The sequence below is a fragment of the Streptococcus oralis genome, assembly GCF_001579175.1.
GTDB lineage: Bacteria > Bacillota > Bacilli > Lactobacillales > Streptococcaceae > Streptococcus > Streptococcus oralis_O.
Genome location: NZ_KQ970759.1, coordinates 802,336 through 820,825 on the forward strand (window position 1 = coordinate 802,336; position 18,490 = coordinate 820,825).

Here is an 18,490-nt window from a genome sequence, read left to right on the forward strand (position 1 = left end):
GGGGCAAAGGTCCCAAATACCACTGCTGTTTTCTTTTTCATACATACTTACATTTTTATAATTTTATATATTTTGTTTTTCTATGTTTTTATTATATCTTATATTTTTGTTTTGTCAAGGGTTTTTTATTATTTTTTATAAAAAAGTAGCAAAAAAGAATCAGGATTGCTCCTGATTCTCCATTTTTAAGCAATATCAAATTTTAATTGACCTGCTTTGACACCAATCTTGAGAGTCTTGCCTGCCACTAATTCTCCCTTAAGAAGAAGTTCTGCCAACTTGTCTTCCACTTCTGTTTGCAGGGTTCTGCGAAGTGGGCGGGCTCCCATTTCTGGATTGTAACCGTGACTAGCTAGTAACTTCAACGCTGAAGCTTGCAGTTTCAAGTCGATACCCTTCTCTGCCAGGCTAGCAATCAATGGTTTAACCATGATCTTGACAATTTCCTGCATGTGGTCGCTATCCAAACTGTGGAAGACCACCTTTTCATCAATACGGTTGATAAACTCTGGTCGATAAGCTTTTTTCAACTCTTCGAAGATGCGTTTTTCCATATTCTCCTGGTCAAAACGAATGTCCTTGGCCCCAAAACCAACTGTCTTGTCATCACGAAGGGCTGTCGCACCAAGGTTTGACGTCATGATGATGATGGTATTTGAAAAGTCCACCTTGCGCCCCTTGCTGTCTGTCAAGACACCGTCGTCCAAGACTTGCAAGAGAACATTAAAGATGTCTGGGTGGGCCTTCTCTACCTCGTCAAAGAGAAGCACTGAGTATGGTTTATTGCGGACCTTCTCAGTCAACTCCCCCCTTCTTCGTAGCCCACATAGCCCGGAGGAGCTCCATTGAGACGGCTGGCTGCGAATTTCTCCATATACTCACTCATATCAAAGCGGATAAGGGCTGATTCGTCATCAAAGAGAACTTCTGCCAATGCCTTGGCCAATTCGGTCTTCCCGACACCCGTCGGTCCTAGGAACATAAAGGAACCAATCGGACGCTTGTGGCTGCGAATTCCTGACTGGTTGCGGCGAATGGCACGGCTAATACTTGAAACAGCTTGATCTTGACCGATGACACGTTTATGCAGTTCTGCTTCGAGGTTCAGGTACTTCTTAGCATCTGTTTGCGTCAGCTTTTGGACTGGGATACCTGACAAGCGGCTCAAGGTGGTCAAAATATCAGATTCTGTCACTAAGTCTTTATAGACAGGGACTTCCTGCTCTTTTGCGATTAACTGGGCAGCTTGTTTCCACTTGCCATCCATCAAGGCCTTGTCAGCTGGACTCAAGTCGGATTCGTCTGCTTTCATCTGCTTGGATTTGTTTTGCACTGTTGCTGCCGCTTCATCCAAGAGATCGATAGCAGAGTCTGGCAAGTGACGACTGGTCAAGTAACGATGTGCCATCTTAACAGCTGTTTCGACAGCTTCATCTGTGATTTTCACACGATGGTGTTTCTCATAGGTAGCCTTCAAACCTTGCAAAATAGTCATGCTGTCAGCTAGACTTGGCTCTTCTATCGTCACTTTGGCAAAACGACGAGAAAGGGCAGCATCTTTTTCGATGTGTTTTTGATATTCTTCCTGAGTGGTGGCCCCAACCGTTCTCAAAGTTCCACGTGCCAAGGCTGGCTTCAAGATATTGGCCGCATCCAGAGTCGAATCAATACCGCTACCAGAACCCATGATGGTGTGGAGTTCATCGATAAAGAGGATCACTTTGCCATCTTCCTCGATATCCTTGATGATATTATTCATACGCTCTTCAAAATCTCCACGGAAACGTGTCCCCGCAACAACATTCATCAAATCAAGCTCTAGAACACGCATCTTTGCCATTTCCGCAGGTACATCCCCACTAGCAATACGCTGGGCAAGACCAAAGGCTAGAGCTGTTTTCCCAACACCCGCATCTCCAACCAAGACCGGATTGTTCTTGGTCTTTCGACTCAAAATCTGAATCATACGTGAGATTTCCTTGTCACGACCGATAACCGGCTCTAACTTGCCAGAGCGCGCTTGCTCCGTCAGATCATGTGTGTAGTCCTCTAGACCGCCACTTGGATTCTGAGGCATGCCCATCATATTGGCCATGGAATTTTGCTTGTCTGCTACCGTGCGATGGCGTTGACGCAAAGCCTTAAGGTCTTCTCTTGTCCAACCTGCACGTTCCTCTAAATTGCGACGAAGAGCAGCAATTCTGACCTGATCTTTCTGGTCTTCATAAGAAAAGCCTGCTCTCTCCAAGATGCGAGTTGCCAAGGCATTGCCATCATGCAAAATCGCATAGAGGACATGCTCTGTACCTAGCACCTTTGCATGGACCACGGAGGCCACATACTCTGCTTCTGCAAAGAGAACCTCCAAACGATGGGAAAAGGGCAATTCCGTAAAGGTTTCGTCTTGGCTATAGTCCGTTTCAGTCAGTTCCAAAGCAACCTCTTCTAAACGATCCATTTCATAAGGATAATCATTTAGAGTCGCACCTGCCACACTGTAACTGTGATTGGACATGGCAATCAATAAATGCCAAGACTCTAGATATCGGGCTCCAAAATGGCCGGCAACCATGTAGGCACTTTCGATACATTCATTCAATGCTTTTGAATAGTTCATCTTACTTCTCTTTTCTATCTACCTCTTGTAATAGCTGTCGGAGCATATTGGCACGGACAGCTGAGGATTCTTCCCCTAGGACACGATCTGTTGCTACAGAAGTCAGCAAGGTCATTTCCTGCTTGGTCATCAAGTCCTGCTCTACCAAAAGCTGGAGAATATCCTCATAAATCTCCTGACTAACTCGCTCACCAATCGAGTAAAGCAAATCGCGGAGCATCTCATGATGATTGGAAAACTCAATCCGTCCGATGCGAATGTAGCCTCCGCCACCACGCTTGCTCTCAACCAAGTAACCTCTGCTTTCAGTAAAACGGGTCTTGATGACATAGTTGATCTGACTAGGTACAACCTGAAAGGTATCCGCCAACTGACTCCGCTGCAATTCCACGATACCAGACTGGTCTAAAATCGCCTTGATATAGGCTTCGATATGATCTGATGTATTTTTAAATCTCATAGTAAATCAAACTCCTTCTTTGAACCTTGACTATCTTTGACTATTATACCGAAATTTTTGATTTTTTTAAAGGAAAAGGGAACGAGTTGCGAAGATTATTATAAACTATCCAAAACAAAAAGATGGGACCGTAAAACGGTCACCATCATTTTGCTTTATTCAAAGTTAAGATTAGTCAACTTTTTTAGCACGGTATACAAGTCCTGCCAAAGCTGCAAGAACTAGACCAAGAATAGTAGAGAATGCTGTAAAGTCTGCTCCACCAGTGTTTGGCAAATCTTTCTTAGGTTGTTCACCCTTAGGACCTTCCTTAGGTTCTTCTTTTTTCGGTTCAGTATACGTGTTAGTGAAGGTTGGGTTGTTACCTGTAACTGTTGTTACAAGTTGGCCTGTACCGTTGTCAACCACTTCAACTGTCACTTCATGTTTAGCAGTATCGTATGTCACATTTTCTTCCTTACTATCTACTTCAGTAATAGTGTAAGTGTGCTTACCTGCTGTTGCGAAATCAATTGCTGTGAAAGTAACCGTACCATCTGCAGCGTTTTTAACTGTTTCGATTACTTTGCCATCTTGTTTAAGTTCAAACTCAAACTGACCTGCTTCAAGAGGTTTACCATTCAAGACTTTCTTAGCTTTGAAACAATTAAATCCAAGCAGGGTTCTTGCTTGGATTTAATATATAATATTGTTCTAAGGATCTAAGTATTTAATCCCAATTCTGCTAATATTTGTCGTTTGTAGGCAATTTTTTGGACGTCCTTGTCCTCGTTTTCAGACCAATCTAGTTTAATTTCTGAAACAATCTGCCCAGGGCGATTTTTCAAGATATAGATGCGGTCGCTAAGATTGAGGGCCTCTTCAATACTATGCGTGATAATCAAGGTTGTTAGCTGCAACTGCTTATGAATCTCCAGATACCAAGCGTGGAGTTCCATCTTGGTCATCTCATCCAAAGCGCTAAAAGCCTCGTCAAGAAGAAAGAGCTTGTGGCCAAAAAGATAGGTCCGGAGCAAGGCTACACGCTGACGCATCCCTCCACTGAGTTCGTGAGGATACTTGTCCCGTACAGCTGTCAACTGGAAGGTCGCAAGGATATCATCCGCTCGGGCAACGGCTTCCGCCTTATCCACCTTTTGAATCAAGAGGGGCAGAATGATATTGCCAAGCACCGTCTTGTGCTCCAAGAGGAGATCCTTTTGCAACATATAACTCACGCGCCCCTTGGGATTTTCCTCGCCATCAAGGACAATTCGCCCAGACTGGACTTCTAAAATCCCAGCAATCAGATTAAAGAGGGTGGTCTTTCCAACACCACTTGGACCTAGGATAGAAACCACTTCACCCGAAGTCACCTGCAGGTTGATGTCCTCTAAAATCTTTTCATCGCCATAGGCATAGCTTACGTGTTCTAGTCTAATTTCTGTCATTATTTTACAAATTCATTAGTGAAGCCTTTGTCTGTCAAGTCTTCTTTAAGGATACCATTTTCTTTGTCCCATTTGTAGAAGGCATTCCAGCGAGCAGCATCAAATTGTCCCCATTTTTCCTTGTCACTTGCGTATTCTTTTGACAAGTATTTTTGCGATTCGATGACAAAGTCACGTTTTTCCTTGAGTTCAGGTGCATTCTTGATGAGAATATCCGCAGCTTCTTCTGGATGTTCCATAGCATATTGGTAGCCTTTTTTGATGGCTTGGATGACTTTACGAGCTTCTTCCTTGTTGTCTTTGAGATAGTCGTTGTTTGCGATAATAACTGGTGAGTAGTAGTCAAATTCCTTGACATAGTCTTTCAAGTACATGAAGTTGGCGTCTACACCTTGAGATTTGGCAAGGATACCGTCCCACCCATAGTAGATCCAAGCAGTGTCAAAGACGCCATTGGCAATTGGTGTGATGGAGTTTGAGTCGTTGTTTGGTACTTTTTCGACCTTTTCGAAGTCTCCACCTTGAGATTCCACCAAGGTTTTCAACATAGCAAGTTCAGTCGGGTCATTCCAAGTTCCGTATTTCTTCCCAACCAAGTCTTTTGGACTGTTCACATTGTCAGATTTACGTGAGATGATTCCTGATGTATTGTGCTCAACGATAGCAGCAACGGCAGTAATCCCTGCTCCTTTTTCCAATTTCTTAGCCATGTAGTCTTGGAAATAGATAGCAAATGGCGCCTTGCCATTGATCACCAAGTCAGACGAACTTTCTTCTGGTGGCAATTTCAAATCAACATCCACTCCAGCTTCTTTGAAATAACCTTTTTCCTTGGCAACATATAGCCCTGTGTGGTTAGTATTTGGCGTCCAGTCTAGGATAAAGTCAATCTTCTTGAGTTCTGCTTCTTTATTGTCCTTAGAAGCAGTCCCTTGACCACAAGCCACCAGCACGACAGCTACAAGAGCTGTCACAAGCGTTAAAAACACTTTCCATGTTTTCTTCATTTTCATTTCCTCTTTTCTTTTTCTCAAACGTTCTTGTCCTATGAACGTTTCCATTTAATCACATATTTTTCGCTAATATCAACCAATTTCATACCCAAAAGGCTGATAATCGACACCAGAATAATAATGGCAAACATGGTATCATACTGAAACAGTTTTTTAGACTGAATCATATAAACACCAAGTCCTTCAAAACCTCCCAACCACTCAGACACCACAGTTGTGATAAAGGCGTAGGAGACACTGACTCTCAGACCTGCATAAAAGTAGGGCAGGCTGACAGGGATTTTAAAATGCCACAGGATTTGCCAGGGCTTGGCTCGCATCAGACTAAACAAGGTCAGCATATCCTTGTCACAATGCCTAAATCCATCCAAAATACTAACGATGATAGGGAAGGTTGTCGTCAGGATAATCAAGACAATCTTGGGCAAAATTCCATAGCCTAGCCACAAGACCAGGATAGGGGCTATGGCAATGGTCGGAATGGTCTGAACAACCACCATCATAGGGTAGATAAGATCATTGAGCCAAGTCAGACTGTCCATAAGCACAGCCATGATACAGGCAATCAAGACTCCTAAGACTAGTCCGAGTATAGCCACTCTCAAGGTCGCCCAGCTATGGTGCCAGAGAAATTCTCTATCACGAACAAATGACTGAAGAATTTCAAAAGGGGTTGGCAGGATAAACTTGGGTAAAAGTTTGAATATTCCTGCTAACTGCCAGATTGACAAGACTCCTAGAAAACCCAATAGACTAATGTGTCGTCTCAGTATACTTTTCAAGTTTCTCATCAATGCTTAAAATCTCTCCTACATTTATTTTGACATTGGCAAAGACATTATCTGCTTCCTGCCCTGCCACTTCAAGCGCTTCTTTGAGAATGCGCATAAGCTCATCAAACTCCCCTTCCAAGACCGTTTCAAAGGGTGTCACCACCATGGTCACGGACTGAGCTTGCAGATAAGCAATCACCTGATCGATAATAGCAATTCGATCAATCCCCTGTGATAGGGGCAAGACTTGCAAGGCAATGCTTGCTTTCATAAAAACCTCCTTTTCTCAGGTTTCCTTTTAACAAAAAGAAAACCCCTTCCATATATGGAAAAGGTGCAGAATTCGGCTAAGTATCGTTCCCTACGCTGGCATTACCCAGATCAGGTGCGGTCGAAGTTTAACACTTCCTCTCAGACTGTACACAGACTCCCATATCTTATATGGACATATAGTAACGCAAATACTAGGAAAAGTCAAGGAAACTGCTTACAGAAAACTATGAAAAAGAGTTTGAAGGCAAATGCTTCAAACTCTTTCATAACTTTCTTATTTAGCCTCGTACCAGGTTGCCCCTTCATTTTCATCTGCAATAAGGGGAACACTGAGTTGGATGGCTTCTTCCATGGTTTGTTTCACTAGAGCTTTAACGGCTGCTAGTTCTGATTTCGGAACCTCAAGGACGATTTCATCATGCACTTGCAAGAGCATCTTGGTCTGATAACCACCCTCAACTAGAGCTTTGTCTAGTTGAATCATAGCAATTTTGAGAATATCCGCCGCCGATCCCTGGATAGGGGAGTTAATAGCAGTTCGCTCTGCAAAACCACGAATGTTAAAGTTGCGCGAATTGATATCTGGCAACTCGCGACGACGCTTGAAGAGGGTCTCTACATAGCCCTTATCACGCGCCTCACGAACGACTTCATCCATGTAATTTTTGATACCAGGGAAGCGTTCAAAATAAGTGTCGATGTATGCTTTAGCCTCTTTACGGCTGATACCTAGGTTATTGGATAAACCAAAGTCTGAAATTCCGTAAACAACTCCAAAGTTGACAGCCTTAGCATTGCGACGGTCATTTGGCGTCACATCCTCAGGACGTTCTATTCCAAAAACACGCATGGCCGTCGAGGTATGGATATCAACTCCCTCTTGGAAGGCCTTGATTAAGTGCTCATCCTTAGAGATATGCGCCAAAACGCGCAACTCAATCTGTGAATAGTCAGAGCTGAGAAGGACACTATCCTCCCACTCTGGCACGAAAGCCTTACGAATAAGGCGACCTTGTTCCAAGCGAACAGGAATATTTTGCAAGTTTGGATCGACACTAGACAGACGCCCTGTCTGAGTCAAATCCTGCACATAGCGCGTGTGAATCTTGCCATCATCTAAAATCCAATCCTGCAAGCCAACCACGTAAGTCGATTGAATCTTAGCAATCTGACGATAGTCTAGAATTTTCTTAACAATTGGCGCAATAGGAGCCAGACGCTCTAGCACATCCACGGCTGTCGAGTAACCTGTCTTGGTTTTCTTGGTGTATTCTAGAGGAAGGCCGAGCTTTTCAAAGAGAAGCACGCCCAACTGCTTGGGTGAGTTGATATTAAACTCCTCACCAGCTAGCTCATAAATCTCCTGAGTTAGCTTTTCAATGACAAGTTCATTTTCAGCCTGCATCTCAAGCAGGGTCTCTTTCTTGACTGTAATTCCAGCGATTTCCATCTTGGCAAGGACGAAAGCCAGAGGTTGCTCCATGTCATAGAGGAGATCTAACTGTCCATGTTCAGCTAATTTTTCAAGTAAAACAGGCTCGGTTTCAACCAATACCGCAACCTTGCGAGCTAAATGCTCCAAGAATTTCTCTCTCTCAGGGATAGCTTTCTTGACCCCCTTGCCGTAGAAGGTCTCATCGTCGACTATGTAAGTCTGACCATAAAGACTCGCGATTGTTGAAATTTCATTGTTCTCGACAGTAGAGAGAAGGTACTTTGCCAAGCGACTGTCAAAAGCAGGGGCCTGCAGGTTCAAGTCCAAGCGATTTAAAAGAACCTTCGCTTTCTTAAAGTCATACACTTTCAGAGGTGTTTTTTCTAGAAATTCCTTGAGAATCTGCTCCTGCAAGAGATCAAGTTTATCTGTAGCGTAAAGTTTATCCCCACAAGACCATGCAAAACCAACCAAATCATCTGTATGGTAATTCTCACCAAAAAGCTCAAAGTGGAAGATAGATTCTGCGCTCAGCATGTCTTGACTGACGTGGTCAACAATAGTGAAATCCAAACTTTCAGGCGCATCCGTCGACGAAATATTTAAAGCTTGCTTGAGCTGTTTGAAGCCCATCTCATCATAGAATTTTCCGAGATTTTCCACATTTGGACCACTATAGAGCAAATCATTAAGGCCAATTTCAATCGGTGCCTTGGTATCGATAGTTGCCAGTGTTTTAGACAAAAAGGCTTGTTCCTTGTCATTGATGAGATTTTCCTTCATCTTAGAGGCCTTCATCCCATCGATATGTTCATAAATACCCTCTAGAGATCCGTGTTCTAGCAAGAGCTTGATGCCCGTCTTTTCACCAATTTTTGTGACACCAGGGATATTATCAGACTTATCCCCCATCAGGGCCTTGAGATCTATAAACTGAGCTGGTGTGAGGCCCATCTTTTCCATAAGGTAAGCTGGTGTAAAGGCCTCAAACTCAGCCACACCTTTCTTGGAAATCTCGACCACCGTACGCTCATCGGTCAACTGGATCAAGTCCTTGTCTCCGCTAACGATTGTCACATCGAAGGAATCTTTCTCAGCCAAACGACCAAGAGTCCCGATGATATCATCCGCTTCATAATGTGGCAACTCATAATGGCGAATTCCAAGATGGTCTAGCAACTCACGAATGAAGGGAAATTGCTCACGAAACTCATCTGGAGTTTTAGCACGCCCCCCCTTGTAGTCTGCATACATCTCTGTTCGGAAAGTTGTCTTACCTGCATCAAAAGCTACCAAAACATGGCTGGGTTCAACTCGCTCCAAGACATGATTCAACATGAGTTGAAAACCGTAGATCGCATTAGTATGAAGACCATTAGCATTTTTAAATCGATCCAGCTGCTGGTAAAGAGCGAAAAAAGCTCGAAAGGCAACAGAAGATCCATCAATTAATAATAATTTTTTCTTGTCCATACACCCATTATAAAGGAAAGCGAGGAAAAATACCATCGGAAAGAGCTGAAAAACTTGGACTTGTCCCTATTTCTCCATAAAAAGAAAAGGATCCTACGAATCCTTTTCTTGTATCGATGTTAGGCAATTTATTTGTTCAATCTTCTCTTTGCAAATGGTAGCAAACCAAGAAGGAGACCGATAAATCCGAGCGATGCGACTGCTGAGGTGTCTTGGCTTCCAGTATTTGGAAGGAGCTGCTCATCCGTTGCTGCAGGAGCTTTGTAGGTACGATCTTGTTTCGTACCGAGAGTAGAATTTGTAGCCAAAGGAACCGCACTGCCAGTATATTCTGGAACTTCGTTTACTGCTGGTTCAATCTTTTCAGCGTAGGCTGGAATATTGGCTACTGCTGGAGCACCGCTTTCTGCATAAACTGGAACATTCGCTACTGCTGGAGCACCGCTTTCTGCATAGACTTGGAGTTCATTTACTGCAGCTTCTACCGCGTTTACACCTTGCTTGTATTCTGGCAATTCTGTAGTCGCAGCTTCAACTGCATTCACTCCACCTTTAAAGTCTTCAATTTCAAGAACAGCTGACATGACACTACTTAGAGTCTTAATGGCATCTTCATAGTCTGCCAATGCTTGTTGCAATTCATTTACTTGATCATTTTCAACACCATTCATTTTTGAAATAGAGATTTGTTCTTTAATTTTAATAACTTTTTTCTCTAATTTCAAAAGTTCTTGTTTCTTGGTATTTGTTTCTGGACGCTTAGCCTCCTCTGCCTTCCTAGCTTCCTCTGCTTTCTTAGCTTCTTCAGCCTTCCTAGCTTCCTCTGCCTTCCTAGCTTCCTCTGCTTTCTTAGCTTCTTCTGCTTTCTTAGCTTCTTCTGCTTTCTTAGCTTCTTCTGCCTTCTTAGCTTCTTCTGCTTTCTTAGCTTCTTCCTCTTTCTTAGCTTCCTCGGCTGCTTCCTTGTCCGCTGCAGCGAGTGTAGCTTGGTCTTGGCTAGAAAGTTGTGATTGAGTCTTCGCTTCAGCTGGGGTTACCTGATCGCTTTCCTCTACCAAGAAGTCAGCTAACAAGTCTGACGCTTCGATATCGCCATCTTCAACGGCTTTCAAGATAGCGTCCTTGCCAATCACTTCTTTAGCTGCCTTAATCGCAGCTTCTTTGTCAGTAATAGAGGCGTCCTTGTTGATGTCTTCGATTGTTGATTGTTCGATACCCTCAAGGGTTGCCAACAATTCGCTGTGGGCTTTGGCTTCTGCCGCCTTCTTAGCTTCTTCCTCTTTCTTGGTTTCCTCGGCAGCTTCCTTGTCCGCTGCAGCGAGTGTAGCTTGGTCTTGGCTAGAAAGTTGAGAATGAGTCTTCGCTTCAGCTGGGATTACCTGATCGCTTTCCTCTGCCAAGAAGTCAGCTAACAAGTCTGACGCTTCGATATCGCCTTCTTCAATGGCTTTCAAGATGGCGTCCTTGCCAATCACTTCTTTAGCTGCCTTAATCGCAACTTCTTTGTCAGTAATAGAGGCGTCCTTGTTGATGTCTTCGATTGTCTCGTGTTCAATTTTGTCTAAGGTAGCAAGTAAATCTGAACGAGTTTTGGCTGCGTCAACTTGAGCCTCTTTATCAGCTTCATCTAACTTAGCTTGGTCTTCATCTGTGAATTCTGATACAGGTTCTGCAACAGTCTTGTGCTCGGTCATGTCTGCAGGCCAATCAACAATCACATCCCCGACCTCCAGCTCCTCATCTGCGATAGCCTTCAAAAGATCTTCTTTACCAATCTCTTCTTTGGCTTCTTTGATAGCCGTTTCTTTATTGGTGATTGAAGCGTCTTTTTTAATATCTTCAATTACAGCATTTTCAAGAGATTCTAGGGCTTGAACCAGAGCATCCGTCGCTTGAGAAACTTGTTCTTTGGCATCTTTTTCAGCTTGGTCTAGTAGGGTTTTCTCCTCAGTAGATAATTTTTTATTAGTTTGAACTTCAGGATCTGTTACCACAGTCTTATCTTCTGCACCTTCTGGCAATTCAGCGATGATATTATCTAAGCTGAGCTCTCCAGACTCAAGAGTATCTGAAATATACATCTTACCAATATATTCCTTCACAGCTTCAGCTGCATCCTCTTTGTCCTCAATCGCTTCCTTATCCTCAATATCACTAATAGCCTGTTCCTCAAGTTCATCCAAAGCCTGCATCAACTCTTCTTTGGTCATCTTAGCTGGATTTGCCGCACCAGGATTAGCTGGACTAGCGTTTTCTGATCCCTTTTCAGTTTGAGCACCGCTCTCCCCTTCTGTTCCAGCTTGTGGTTGTGCAGGAGCAACCGCCTGCTCTTCTGCTTTCCCTTCATCTGCCTTGACTACTGAAGGCTGTGAAACGAAAACACCAGCTCCCAAAACAGCTGCACTTGCTAAACTTCTTAAAATTACTTTTTTCTTGTCCATTAGACAATGCCCCTTTATAGTTTTTAATGTTGTTATGTTATACTATTCAAAGAACGTCAACTAATTCGATATCCATTTTAAAATTTTATCAACAAGAAGAAAGCTTGTATAATGTTTAAGAAACACTTCCTATTCTTACCCCATCACTGTCTAGTTTGTAGCCATCAATAATCGTATTAACAGCTAAGGCTCCCGAAGCATCGACATAGTAATGTTTACCCGAGACTTGGAACCATTGACTAGCTTTCATCCGACCAGATTCCTCTAAGTAATACCAAGTTCCCTTGTCTTTAAGCCAGCCCGTCTGCATCTCACCCGAAGCCTTTAGATAATACCAGTGAGAGTCATCCTTAATCCAGCCAGTTGACATGGCCCCACTTTCTTTTAAATGATACCAATTGCCATTAACTTTTTTCCATCCTGTCGCTAGCTTACCATTCTCTCGGTAATACCAACTCCCTCCTTCTTTTTTCCAGCCTTTCACTGTATTGATTAACTCTGCATACTGCACATATCTTCTAGCACCACTGTAGGATAGATAGCCGAGCCATTTATGCCCATCTTTTTCAAGGATCTGATCGTAATGCACACTTTCCCCAGAGTAGTAATAATCAATGACTTGTCCTTCGTTTGATGGTTGATTCCTAATTGGTATTTTTCTTGTGAAGATCATGGTCCCACTTGACGAAAATTCTAACCCGCGAGCTCCATCGCTAACTCCACGACTTGAGGACAAATCCCTGAAATGAATAAACCCTGTCATGGTGTTAGCTTTAACTATTCGACGGTTATACCTCTCTCGAACTCCATAGTTATACTCTTCAATCTCAATTGTATCCCCTGATACATTTGATACCCAGGCCACGTGCCCATAATAACCTTCTGTCGACCAGGCAATAGCCCCAACTTCTGGCTTAGTATCCACACGATAACCTTCACGACGAGCACGATGCCCCCATTCATTCGCATTTCCATAGGCAGGAGGAATCTCAAAACCATTTACACTACTCAAACGAAAGGCCGCAAAAGACGTACACTGGCGAGAATACATCCGCCACTGATCGATTTCAACACTGCCATTTTTGTAGTGAAGTGGATAGTCATCTCCACGCGCTACACTGTCAGCCTGAACCGATTCCCCACCAAACAAAAAAGTGCTTGTAACTAGCAATGTAGACAGCACTACACCAAATTGAGTAGATCTACTCTTCTTGACTCCCGATATTAAAAACGTCATTCATTCTCCTTTACAAAGTTTTCTACGAGGTATCCCTCCTTTATACTATTCGGGAGAAAAAGAAAAAAGTGAGCAAAGCTCACTTCGTTTTATTCTTGGTCTAGATAATGAATCAAATTCTTCTCTGTTAAGATATCTGAATAAGTGAAGGATTCCACATAGACATTGGCTTGTTTGTCTCCCTCAACATCCCCAAATTCAACGATAAATAAAGATGGATAAACCTCAATTAGCTTACCCAATCTATTTTTTTGGCGCTTACGGCCATTCTCCAAAGTCATTTCAACGACTTGTCCCTCATGTGCCTTGATTTCTTCTTTGATTTTTTTCATCTTGGCTACATCTGTAAATGCATCTGACATCTTATGCCTCCCTCTTTGAGATACTTGAAAATTTATTGTATTCTTTTTGGAAAATCAATTCCACCGTTCCACGAGCCCCACTACGGTTTTTCTCGATAATAACCTCAACCTTGTTATTTGGAATTCCTTCCTCTTCTTCACCCGCACGATCGTAATAGTCGTCACGGTATAGAAAGGCTACGATATCCGCATCCTGCTCGATAGAACCCGATTCACGAATATCAGACAAGACTGGTCTCTTATCCTGACGCTGTTCCACTCCACGAGATAACTGACTAAGAGCAATGACTGGAACTTTTAGCTCCTTAGCTAGAATTTTCAACTGACGAGAAATTTCAGAGACTTCTTGTTGACGGTTCTCACGACCAGTACCTGTGATAAGCTGTAGGTAGTCGATCAAAATCAAGCCTAGATTGCCTGTTTCTTGAGCCAATTTGCGTGAGCGCGAACGAATTTCCGTAATTCGAATCCCTGGCGTATCATCGATATAGATACTCGCGTTGGCTAGGTTCCCTTGAGCAATGGTATACTTTTGCCATTCCTCATCAGTCAATTGACCCGTTCGGATAGAATGGGACTCCACCAAGCCTTCTGCCGCCAACATACGGTCTACTAGACTTTCCGCACCCATTTCCAGTGAAAAGATAGCAACCGTCTTATCCAACTTGGTACCGATGTTCTGAGCAATATTTAAGGCAAAGGCTGTCTTACCAACCGCTGGACGCGCCGCTAGGATAATCAGCTCCTCCTCGTGGAGACCTGTCGTCATATGGTCCAAATCACGATAGCCTGTAGCAATACCTGTGATATCCGTTGTTTGTTGTGACCGAACTTCTAGGTTCCCAAAGTTGATATTCAGAATATCTCGAATATTCTTGAAACCACTACGATTGGCGTTTTCACTGACATCAATGAGTCCCTTTTCTGCTTGAGCGATGATTTCATCTGCAGGCTTAGAAGCCTCATAAGCTTGGTTGACAGACTCTGTCAATTTGAAAATCAAGCGACGAAGTATAGCCTTTTCGGCAACAATTTTAGCATAATACTCCGCATTAGCTGAAGTTGGTACTGAGTTGACAATTTCAACAAGATAGGACAAGCCACCAATATTTTGCAGATCGCCTTGGCTATCCAAAATTGTCCGAACTGTTGTCGCATCAATCGCTTCTCCACGATCCGACAAGTCTACCATCGCTTGGAAAATCAACCGATGAGCATACTTAAAGAAGTCGCGAGAATCAATGTATTCTCGGACAAAAACGAGCTTACTCTCATCTATAAAAATAGCCCCCAGAACAGATTGTTCTGCTAAAATATCCTGAGGTTGAACTCGCAGTTCCTCTACTTCTGCCATCCGACTTTCCTTCCTTTTACAATCTTGTCAAGAAGTTGTAAACTTAACCTTCTTTTACACGAAGATTGATGACACTTGTAACATCTTGATAGATCTTCACTGGTACATCAATCAAACCTACTGCTCGAATTGGTGCTTGCACTTGAATATTGCGTTTGTCAATCTTGATACCAAATTGCTTTTGCAATTCTTCTGCAATTTTCTTGTTAGTGATGGAACCAAATGTACGGCCATCTGGTCCAACCTTTTCAACAAACTCTACAACTGTTTCTTCTGCTTCAAGCTTAGCCTTGATGGCTTTTGCTTCAGCAATCATCTCTGCATGAGCTTTTTCTTCAGATTTTTGTTTTCCCCGCAACTCACCCACTGCTTGAGCAGTCGCTTCCTTGGCCAAATTCTTTTTAATCAGGAAGTTTTGAGCGTAGCCAGTTGGCACTTCCTTGATTTCGCCTTTTTTCCCTTTTCCTTTGACATCTGCTAAAAAGATTACTTTCATTCTTCTTTCTCCTTTTCCTTTTGTTCATCCAAGACAAGTTGAGTCAATTTTTCTCCTGCTTCTGACAGACTCATATTCTCGATTTGCGCAGCAGCTAGATTAAAGTGACCACCGCCACCCAACTCTTCCATAATGCGTTGCACATTGATTTTACTGCGACTTCGAGCCGAGATTGAGATAAATCCTTGTGTATTTTTTGCTAGAACGAAGCTGGCTTCAATACCAGACATAGCTAACATAGCATCGGCAGCCTTACTGATAACAACTGTGTCATAAGCGGTTGAGTCCTTAGCTTGGGCAATCAAGATATCTGAACCTAGCTTATGACCTTGTAAAATGAGTTCATTTACCTCACGGTATTCTTCAAAATCTGTCGCAGCAATCTCCTGAATCGCGATGCTGTCGCTTCCACGTGTTCGAAGGTAGCTAGCCACATCAAAAGTTCGACTCGTTACTCGAGACGTAAAGTTTTTGGTATCCAGCATCATACCAGCCATCAAAACACTGGCCTGCATACGACTTAAACGATTTTTCTTAGAATTTTGGAACTGAATCAATTCTGTGACCAACTCACTCGCACTACTTGCTCCACTTTCGATATAGGTGATGACAGCATTCTCTGGGAAATCCTGATCACGTCGATGATGGTCAATGACAATGGTTTGCGTGAATAAATCATAAAAACCTTTGGACAAGGTCAAAGCTGTCTTCGAATGATCTACTAGAATCAACAAAGAGCGCTTTGTAACTAGCCTCATCGCATCAGACAGAGGCAAGAGCTTGGTGACACCTTCTTTTTCCAAGAAGTTGATAGCCCGCTCGATATCTGGCGACATTTGATCTGCATCGTAGACTGCGTAACTGTCTTCTGTAATATTGCTCGCAAACAACTGCATACCAACCGCTGAGCCCAAAGCATCCATATCTAGATTCTTGTGACCGACTACAAAGACTTGATCTACACTTCGAATTTTATCTGAAATAGCTGTCATCATGGCTCTGGTACGTGTTCTTGTTCTCTTAACAGAGGCTGCGGAACCACCACCAAAATAGATTGGGTTCTTGGTTTCATCATTTTCCTTGACAACCACCTGATCACCACCACGAACCTCGGCTAGGTTCAAGTTTAGAAGAGCAACTTTTCCTATCTCATCATGATTTCCATCACCATAAGAAAATCCCATACTTAAAGTCAAGGGCAATTGTCTCTGTTTCGACTCTTCGCGGAAAACATCAATGACAGAGAACTTATCATTCATCAATTCCTCAAGCACGGTATAATCAGTAAATAGATAAAATCGATCCATCCCCACGCGCCGAGAAAACATGGCATACTTCTCCGTAAACTCCGATACAAAGTTGGCCACAAAACTATTGATATGACTGATATCCGAGTCAGAAGTCGCATCTTCTAAATCATCGTAGTTATCGACCGAGATGACTCCAATCACTGGTCGACTCGTTACCAACTCGACAGTTGCTTCGTATTCCCCTGAAACGTCAAAGAAATACAGGACACCCGAAGCCTTGTCCATATGAACGGCATAGCGTGTTTCCCCCAAGGTGGCGTAAGAACCAGGGTTCCCCACCGAAGCTTTGATGATGGTTTGAATCAATTCGACATCAATTTCGCCTTCTTCAGTAGTCAAAATCAACTCAGCATAAGGATTCAACCACTCCACTTCGCCACTGGATAAATCTAACTTCAGAACACCAACCGGCATTTGTTCGAGCAGCGTGTTTAAGCTATCTTCAGCTTGATGATTTACGTATTGGATTTGTTCAATTTCGCTCTTTTCATACTGTTTTTTTTGCCAGATAAATAAAAGCAGATAAAGAAGTACAAATAAAAACAAGACACTGATTGTTACAACATTATTTTGTGAAAAAATAATCAGCATTGTTAAGATTCCGAAAGTTGCAAGCCCTAGTAGAATCGCAGAATTCGGAGTTAAATTATTTTTTTTCATTCTAAACCTCTTGCGCATTATTATATCACAAATGCCCTTAAAAAGCGACCTTTAAAGAGAAAGCACTGCTTTTATTATAGCAAGATGCTCTTAAAGAAACCATACATAAAAAAGGAGAGCAAATGCCTCGCTCTCCTTTTTCCACATCAGTGCAGAATCTTCCGCCTAGATTACATTATTCACCTAATTCTAGTCGAATGTCTTGTAGGCGCTCTTGCGCCTGTTTCACAATTGATTCTAAAATAGCCTTACATGGTTTGATGTCTTTCACCAAACCCGCAATTTGTCCGCTCATCATTGAACCATGAACTGTATCACCTTCATAGACAGCCTTAGATAGGGAACCGATCGTAATTTCTTCCAGTTCCTCTCGATTTGTACCTTTCTGCTCTAATTCAATGTAATGATCCGTCATCTCATTGCGAATACAACGAACTGGCGCTCCCGCGATGCGACCTGTAACTGCAGTCGCTGTATCACTTGCCGCCAAAATAGCTTCTTTATAGGCTGGAGAAATTGGACATTCTTCTGAAGCAAGAAAAACTGTTCCCATTTGAACACCTTGTGCACCTAGGGCAATCGCAGCAGCAAGTCCACGACCATCTGCCACACCTCCTGCAGCAATGACTGGAATCGTTACCGCATCAACGATTTGTGGGATAAGAGCCATTGTATTGGTCTCTCCAATATGGCCACCAGCTTCTGAACCTTCAGCGATTACAGCATCAACTCCCAATTCTTGCATCTTTTGAGCATGCTTGACACTGGCAATAACTGGAATAACCTTGATTCCTGCTTCTTTCAAGTAAGGCATGATATGCTTAGGAGTTCCTGCACCTGTAGTTACCACTGGAACCTTTTCTTCGATGATAACAGTCACAATATCCTTGATATTTTTCATCATCAACATGATGTTGACACCAAAAGGCTTATCTGTCAACTTTCTCAGTTCACGAATTTCTTCTCGCAACTGTTCTCCGGTCATACCACCCGAAGCGATAATTCCCAGACCTCCAGCCTCAGAAACAGCTGCTGCTAGTTGATAGTGCGAGATTTGAGCCATAGCCCCTTGGAAAATTGGATATTGAATCTGTAAAAGTTTTGTAATTGACATATGAGTCCTCCTTTTATTTTCTGTTGATTCTTGTTGGCAAATGGA

14 protein-coding genes, 1 pseudogene and 1 riboswitch are annotated in these 18,490 nt (G+C 42.9%); all 15 genes and pseudogenes read right to left on the bottom strand.

The genetic code is table 11. From position 1 onward, the window contains the following. Positions 1–185 precede the first annotated feature (185 nt). The 15 genes and pseudogenes from SORDD24_RS04015 to SORDD24_RS04085 all read right to left on the bottom strand — a co-directional run bounded on the left by SORDD24_RS04015 (position 186) and on the right by SORDD24_RS04085 (position 18,487). Positions 186–2,617: pseudogene (locus SORDD24_RS04015) on the bottom strand (ATP-dependent Clp protease ATP-binding subunit). Position 2,618: 1 nt separating this feature from the next. Further along, on the bottom strand, positions 2,619–3,077 hold the full coding sequence (locus tag SORDD24_RS04020; protein WP_061407682.1) for a CtsR family transcriptional regulator: 459 nt from the start codon (positions 3,075–3,077) through the stop codon (positions 2,619–2,621). 171 nt (positions 3,078–3,248) lie between these two features. Further along, positions 3,249–3,752, bottom strand: a complete 504-nt coding sequence (locus SORDD24_RS04025) for a Spy0128 family protein (RefSeq protein WP_330997361.1) — start codon at positions 3,750–3,752, stop codon at positions 3,249–3,251. 26 nt (positions 3,753–3,778) lie between these two features. Further along, complete coding sequence (locus tag SORDD24_RS04030; protein ID WP_061407688.1) at positions 3,779–4,507, bottom strand: ABC transporter ATP-binding protein; 729 nt, start codon at positions 4,505–4,507, stop codon at positions 3,779–3,781. Further along, a complete protein-coding gene (locus tag SORDD24_RS04035) occupies positions 4,507–5,514 on the bottom strand; it encodes an ABC transporter substrate-binding protein (protein ID WP_061407691.1) in 1,008 nt (335 codons plus the stop codon). The genes SORDD24_RS04030 and SORDD24_RS04035 overlap by 1 nt, the downstream gene beginning before the upstream one ends. A 38-nt stretch (positions 5,515–5,552) precedes the next feature. Then, positions 5,553–6,311 (bottom strand): ABC transporter permease, encoded by a 759-nt coding sequence (locus tag SORDD24_RS04040; RefSeq protein ID WP_196757266.1) that lies wholly within the window; start codon positions 6,309–6,311, stop codon positions 5,553–5,555. Beyond that, on the bottom strand, positions 6,274–6,564 hold the full coding sequence (locus SORDD24_RS04045) for a thiamine-binding protein (protein ID WP_000647675.1): 291 nt from the start codon (positions 6,562–6,564) through the stop codon (positions 6,274–6,276). Before SORDD24_RS04045 ends, SORDD24_RS04040 begins: the two co-directional genes overlap by 38 nt. A 70-nt stretch (positions 6,565–6,634) precedes the next feature. Then, a riboswitch (TPP riboswitch) is annotated at positions 6,635–6,737 on the bottom strand. 103 nt (positions 6,738–6,840) lie between these two features. After that, positions 6,841–9,474 (bottom strand): DNA polymerase I, encoded by a 2,634-nt coding sequence (polA, locus tag SORDD24_RS04050; RefSeq protein WP_061407694.1) that lies wholly within the window; start codon positions 9,472–9,474, stop codon positions 6,841–6,843. 128 nt (positions 9,475–9,602) lie between these two features. After that, complete coding sequence (locus SORDD24_RS04055; RefSeq protein WP_061407697.1) at positions 9,603–11,912, bottom strand: SIALI-17 repeat-containing surface protein; 2,310 nt, start codon at positions 11,910–11,912, stop codon at positions 9,603–9,605. Positions 11,913–12,027: 115 nt separating this feature from the next. Continuing rightward, on the bottom strand, positions 12,028–13,149 hold the full coding sequence (locus SORDD24_RS04060) for a CHAP domain-containing protein (protein ID WP_061407700.1): 1,122 nt from the start codon (positions 13,147–13,149) through the stop codon (positions 12,028–12,030). Between the two features lie 89 nt (positions 13,150–13,238). Beyond that, the gene (locus SORDD24_RS04065) at positions 13,239–13,511 is read right to left on the bottom strand and encodes a Veg family protein (protein ID WP_001278164.1); all 273 of its coding nucleotides are present in this window, start codon (positions 13,509–13,511) and stop codon (positions 13,239–13,241) included. A gap of 1 nt (position 13,512) precedes the next feature. Continuing rightward, positions 13,513–14,865 carry a replicative DNA helicase gene (dnaB, locus tag SORDD24_RS04070; RefSeq protein WP_061407705.1) on the bottom strand — a complete coding sequence of 451 codons (1,353 nt, stop codon included), beginning with the start codon at positions 14,863–14,865 and terminating at the stop codon, positions 13,513–13,515. A gap of 43 nt (positions 14,866–14,908) precedes the next feature. Then, positions 14,909–15,361 (bottom strand): 50S ribosomal protein L9, encoded by a 453-nt coding sequence (gene rplI / locus SORDD24_RS04075; RefSeq protein ID WP_000864211.1) that lies wholly within the window; start codon positions 15,359–15,361, stop codon positions 14,909–14,911. Next, positions 15,358–17,331, bottom strand: coding sequence for a DHH family phosphoesterase (locus SORDD24_RS04080; RefSeq protein WP_061407708.1), 1,974 nt, complete (start codon positions 17,329–17,331; stop codon positions 15,358–15,360). Before SORDD24_RS04080 ends, rplI begins: the two co-directional genes overlap by 4 nt. Before the next feature lie 175 nt (positions 17,332–17,506). After that, positions 17,507–18,487 (bottom strand): nitronate monooxygenase, encoded by a 981-nt coding sequence (locus tag SORDD24_RS04085; protein WP_255261433.1) that lies wholly within the window; start codon positions 18,485–18,487, stop codon positions 17,507–17,509. Positions 18,488–18,490: the final 3 nt, after the last annotated feature.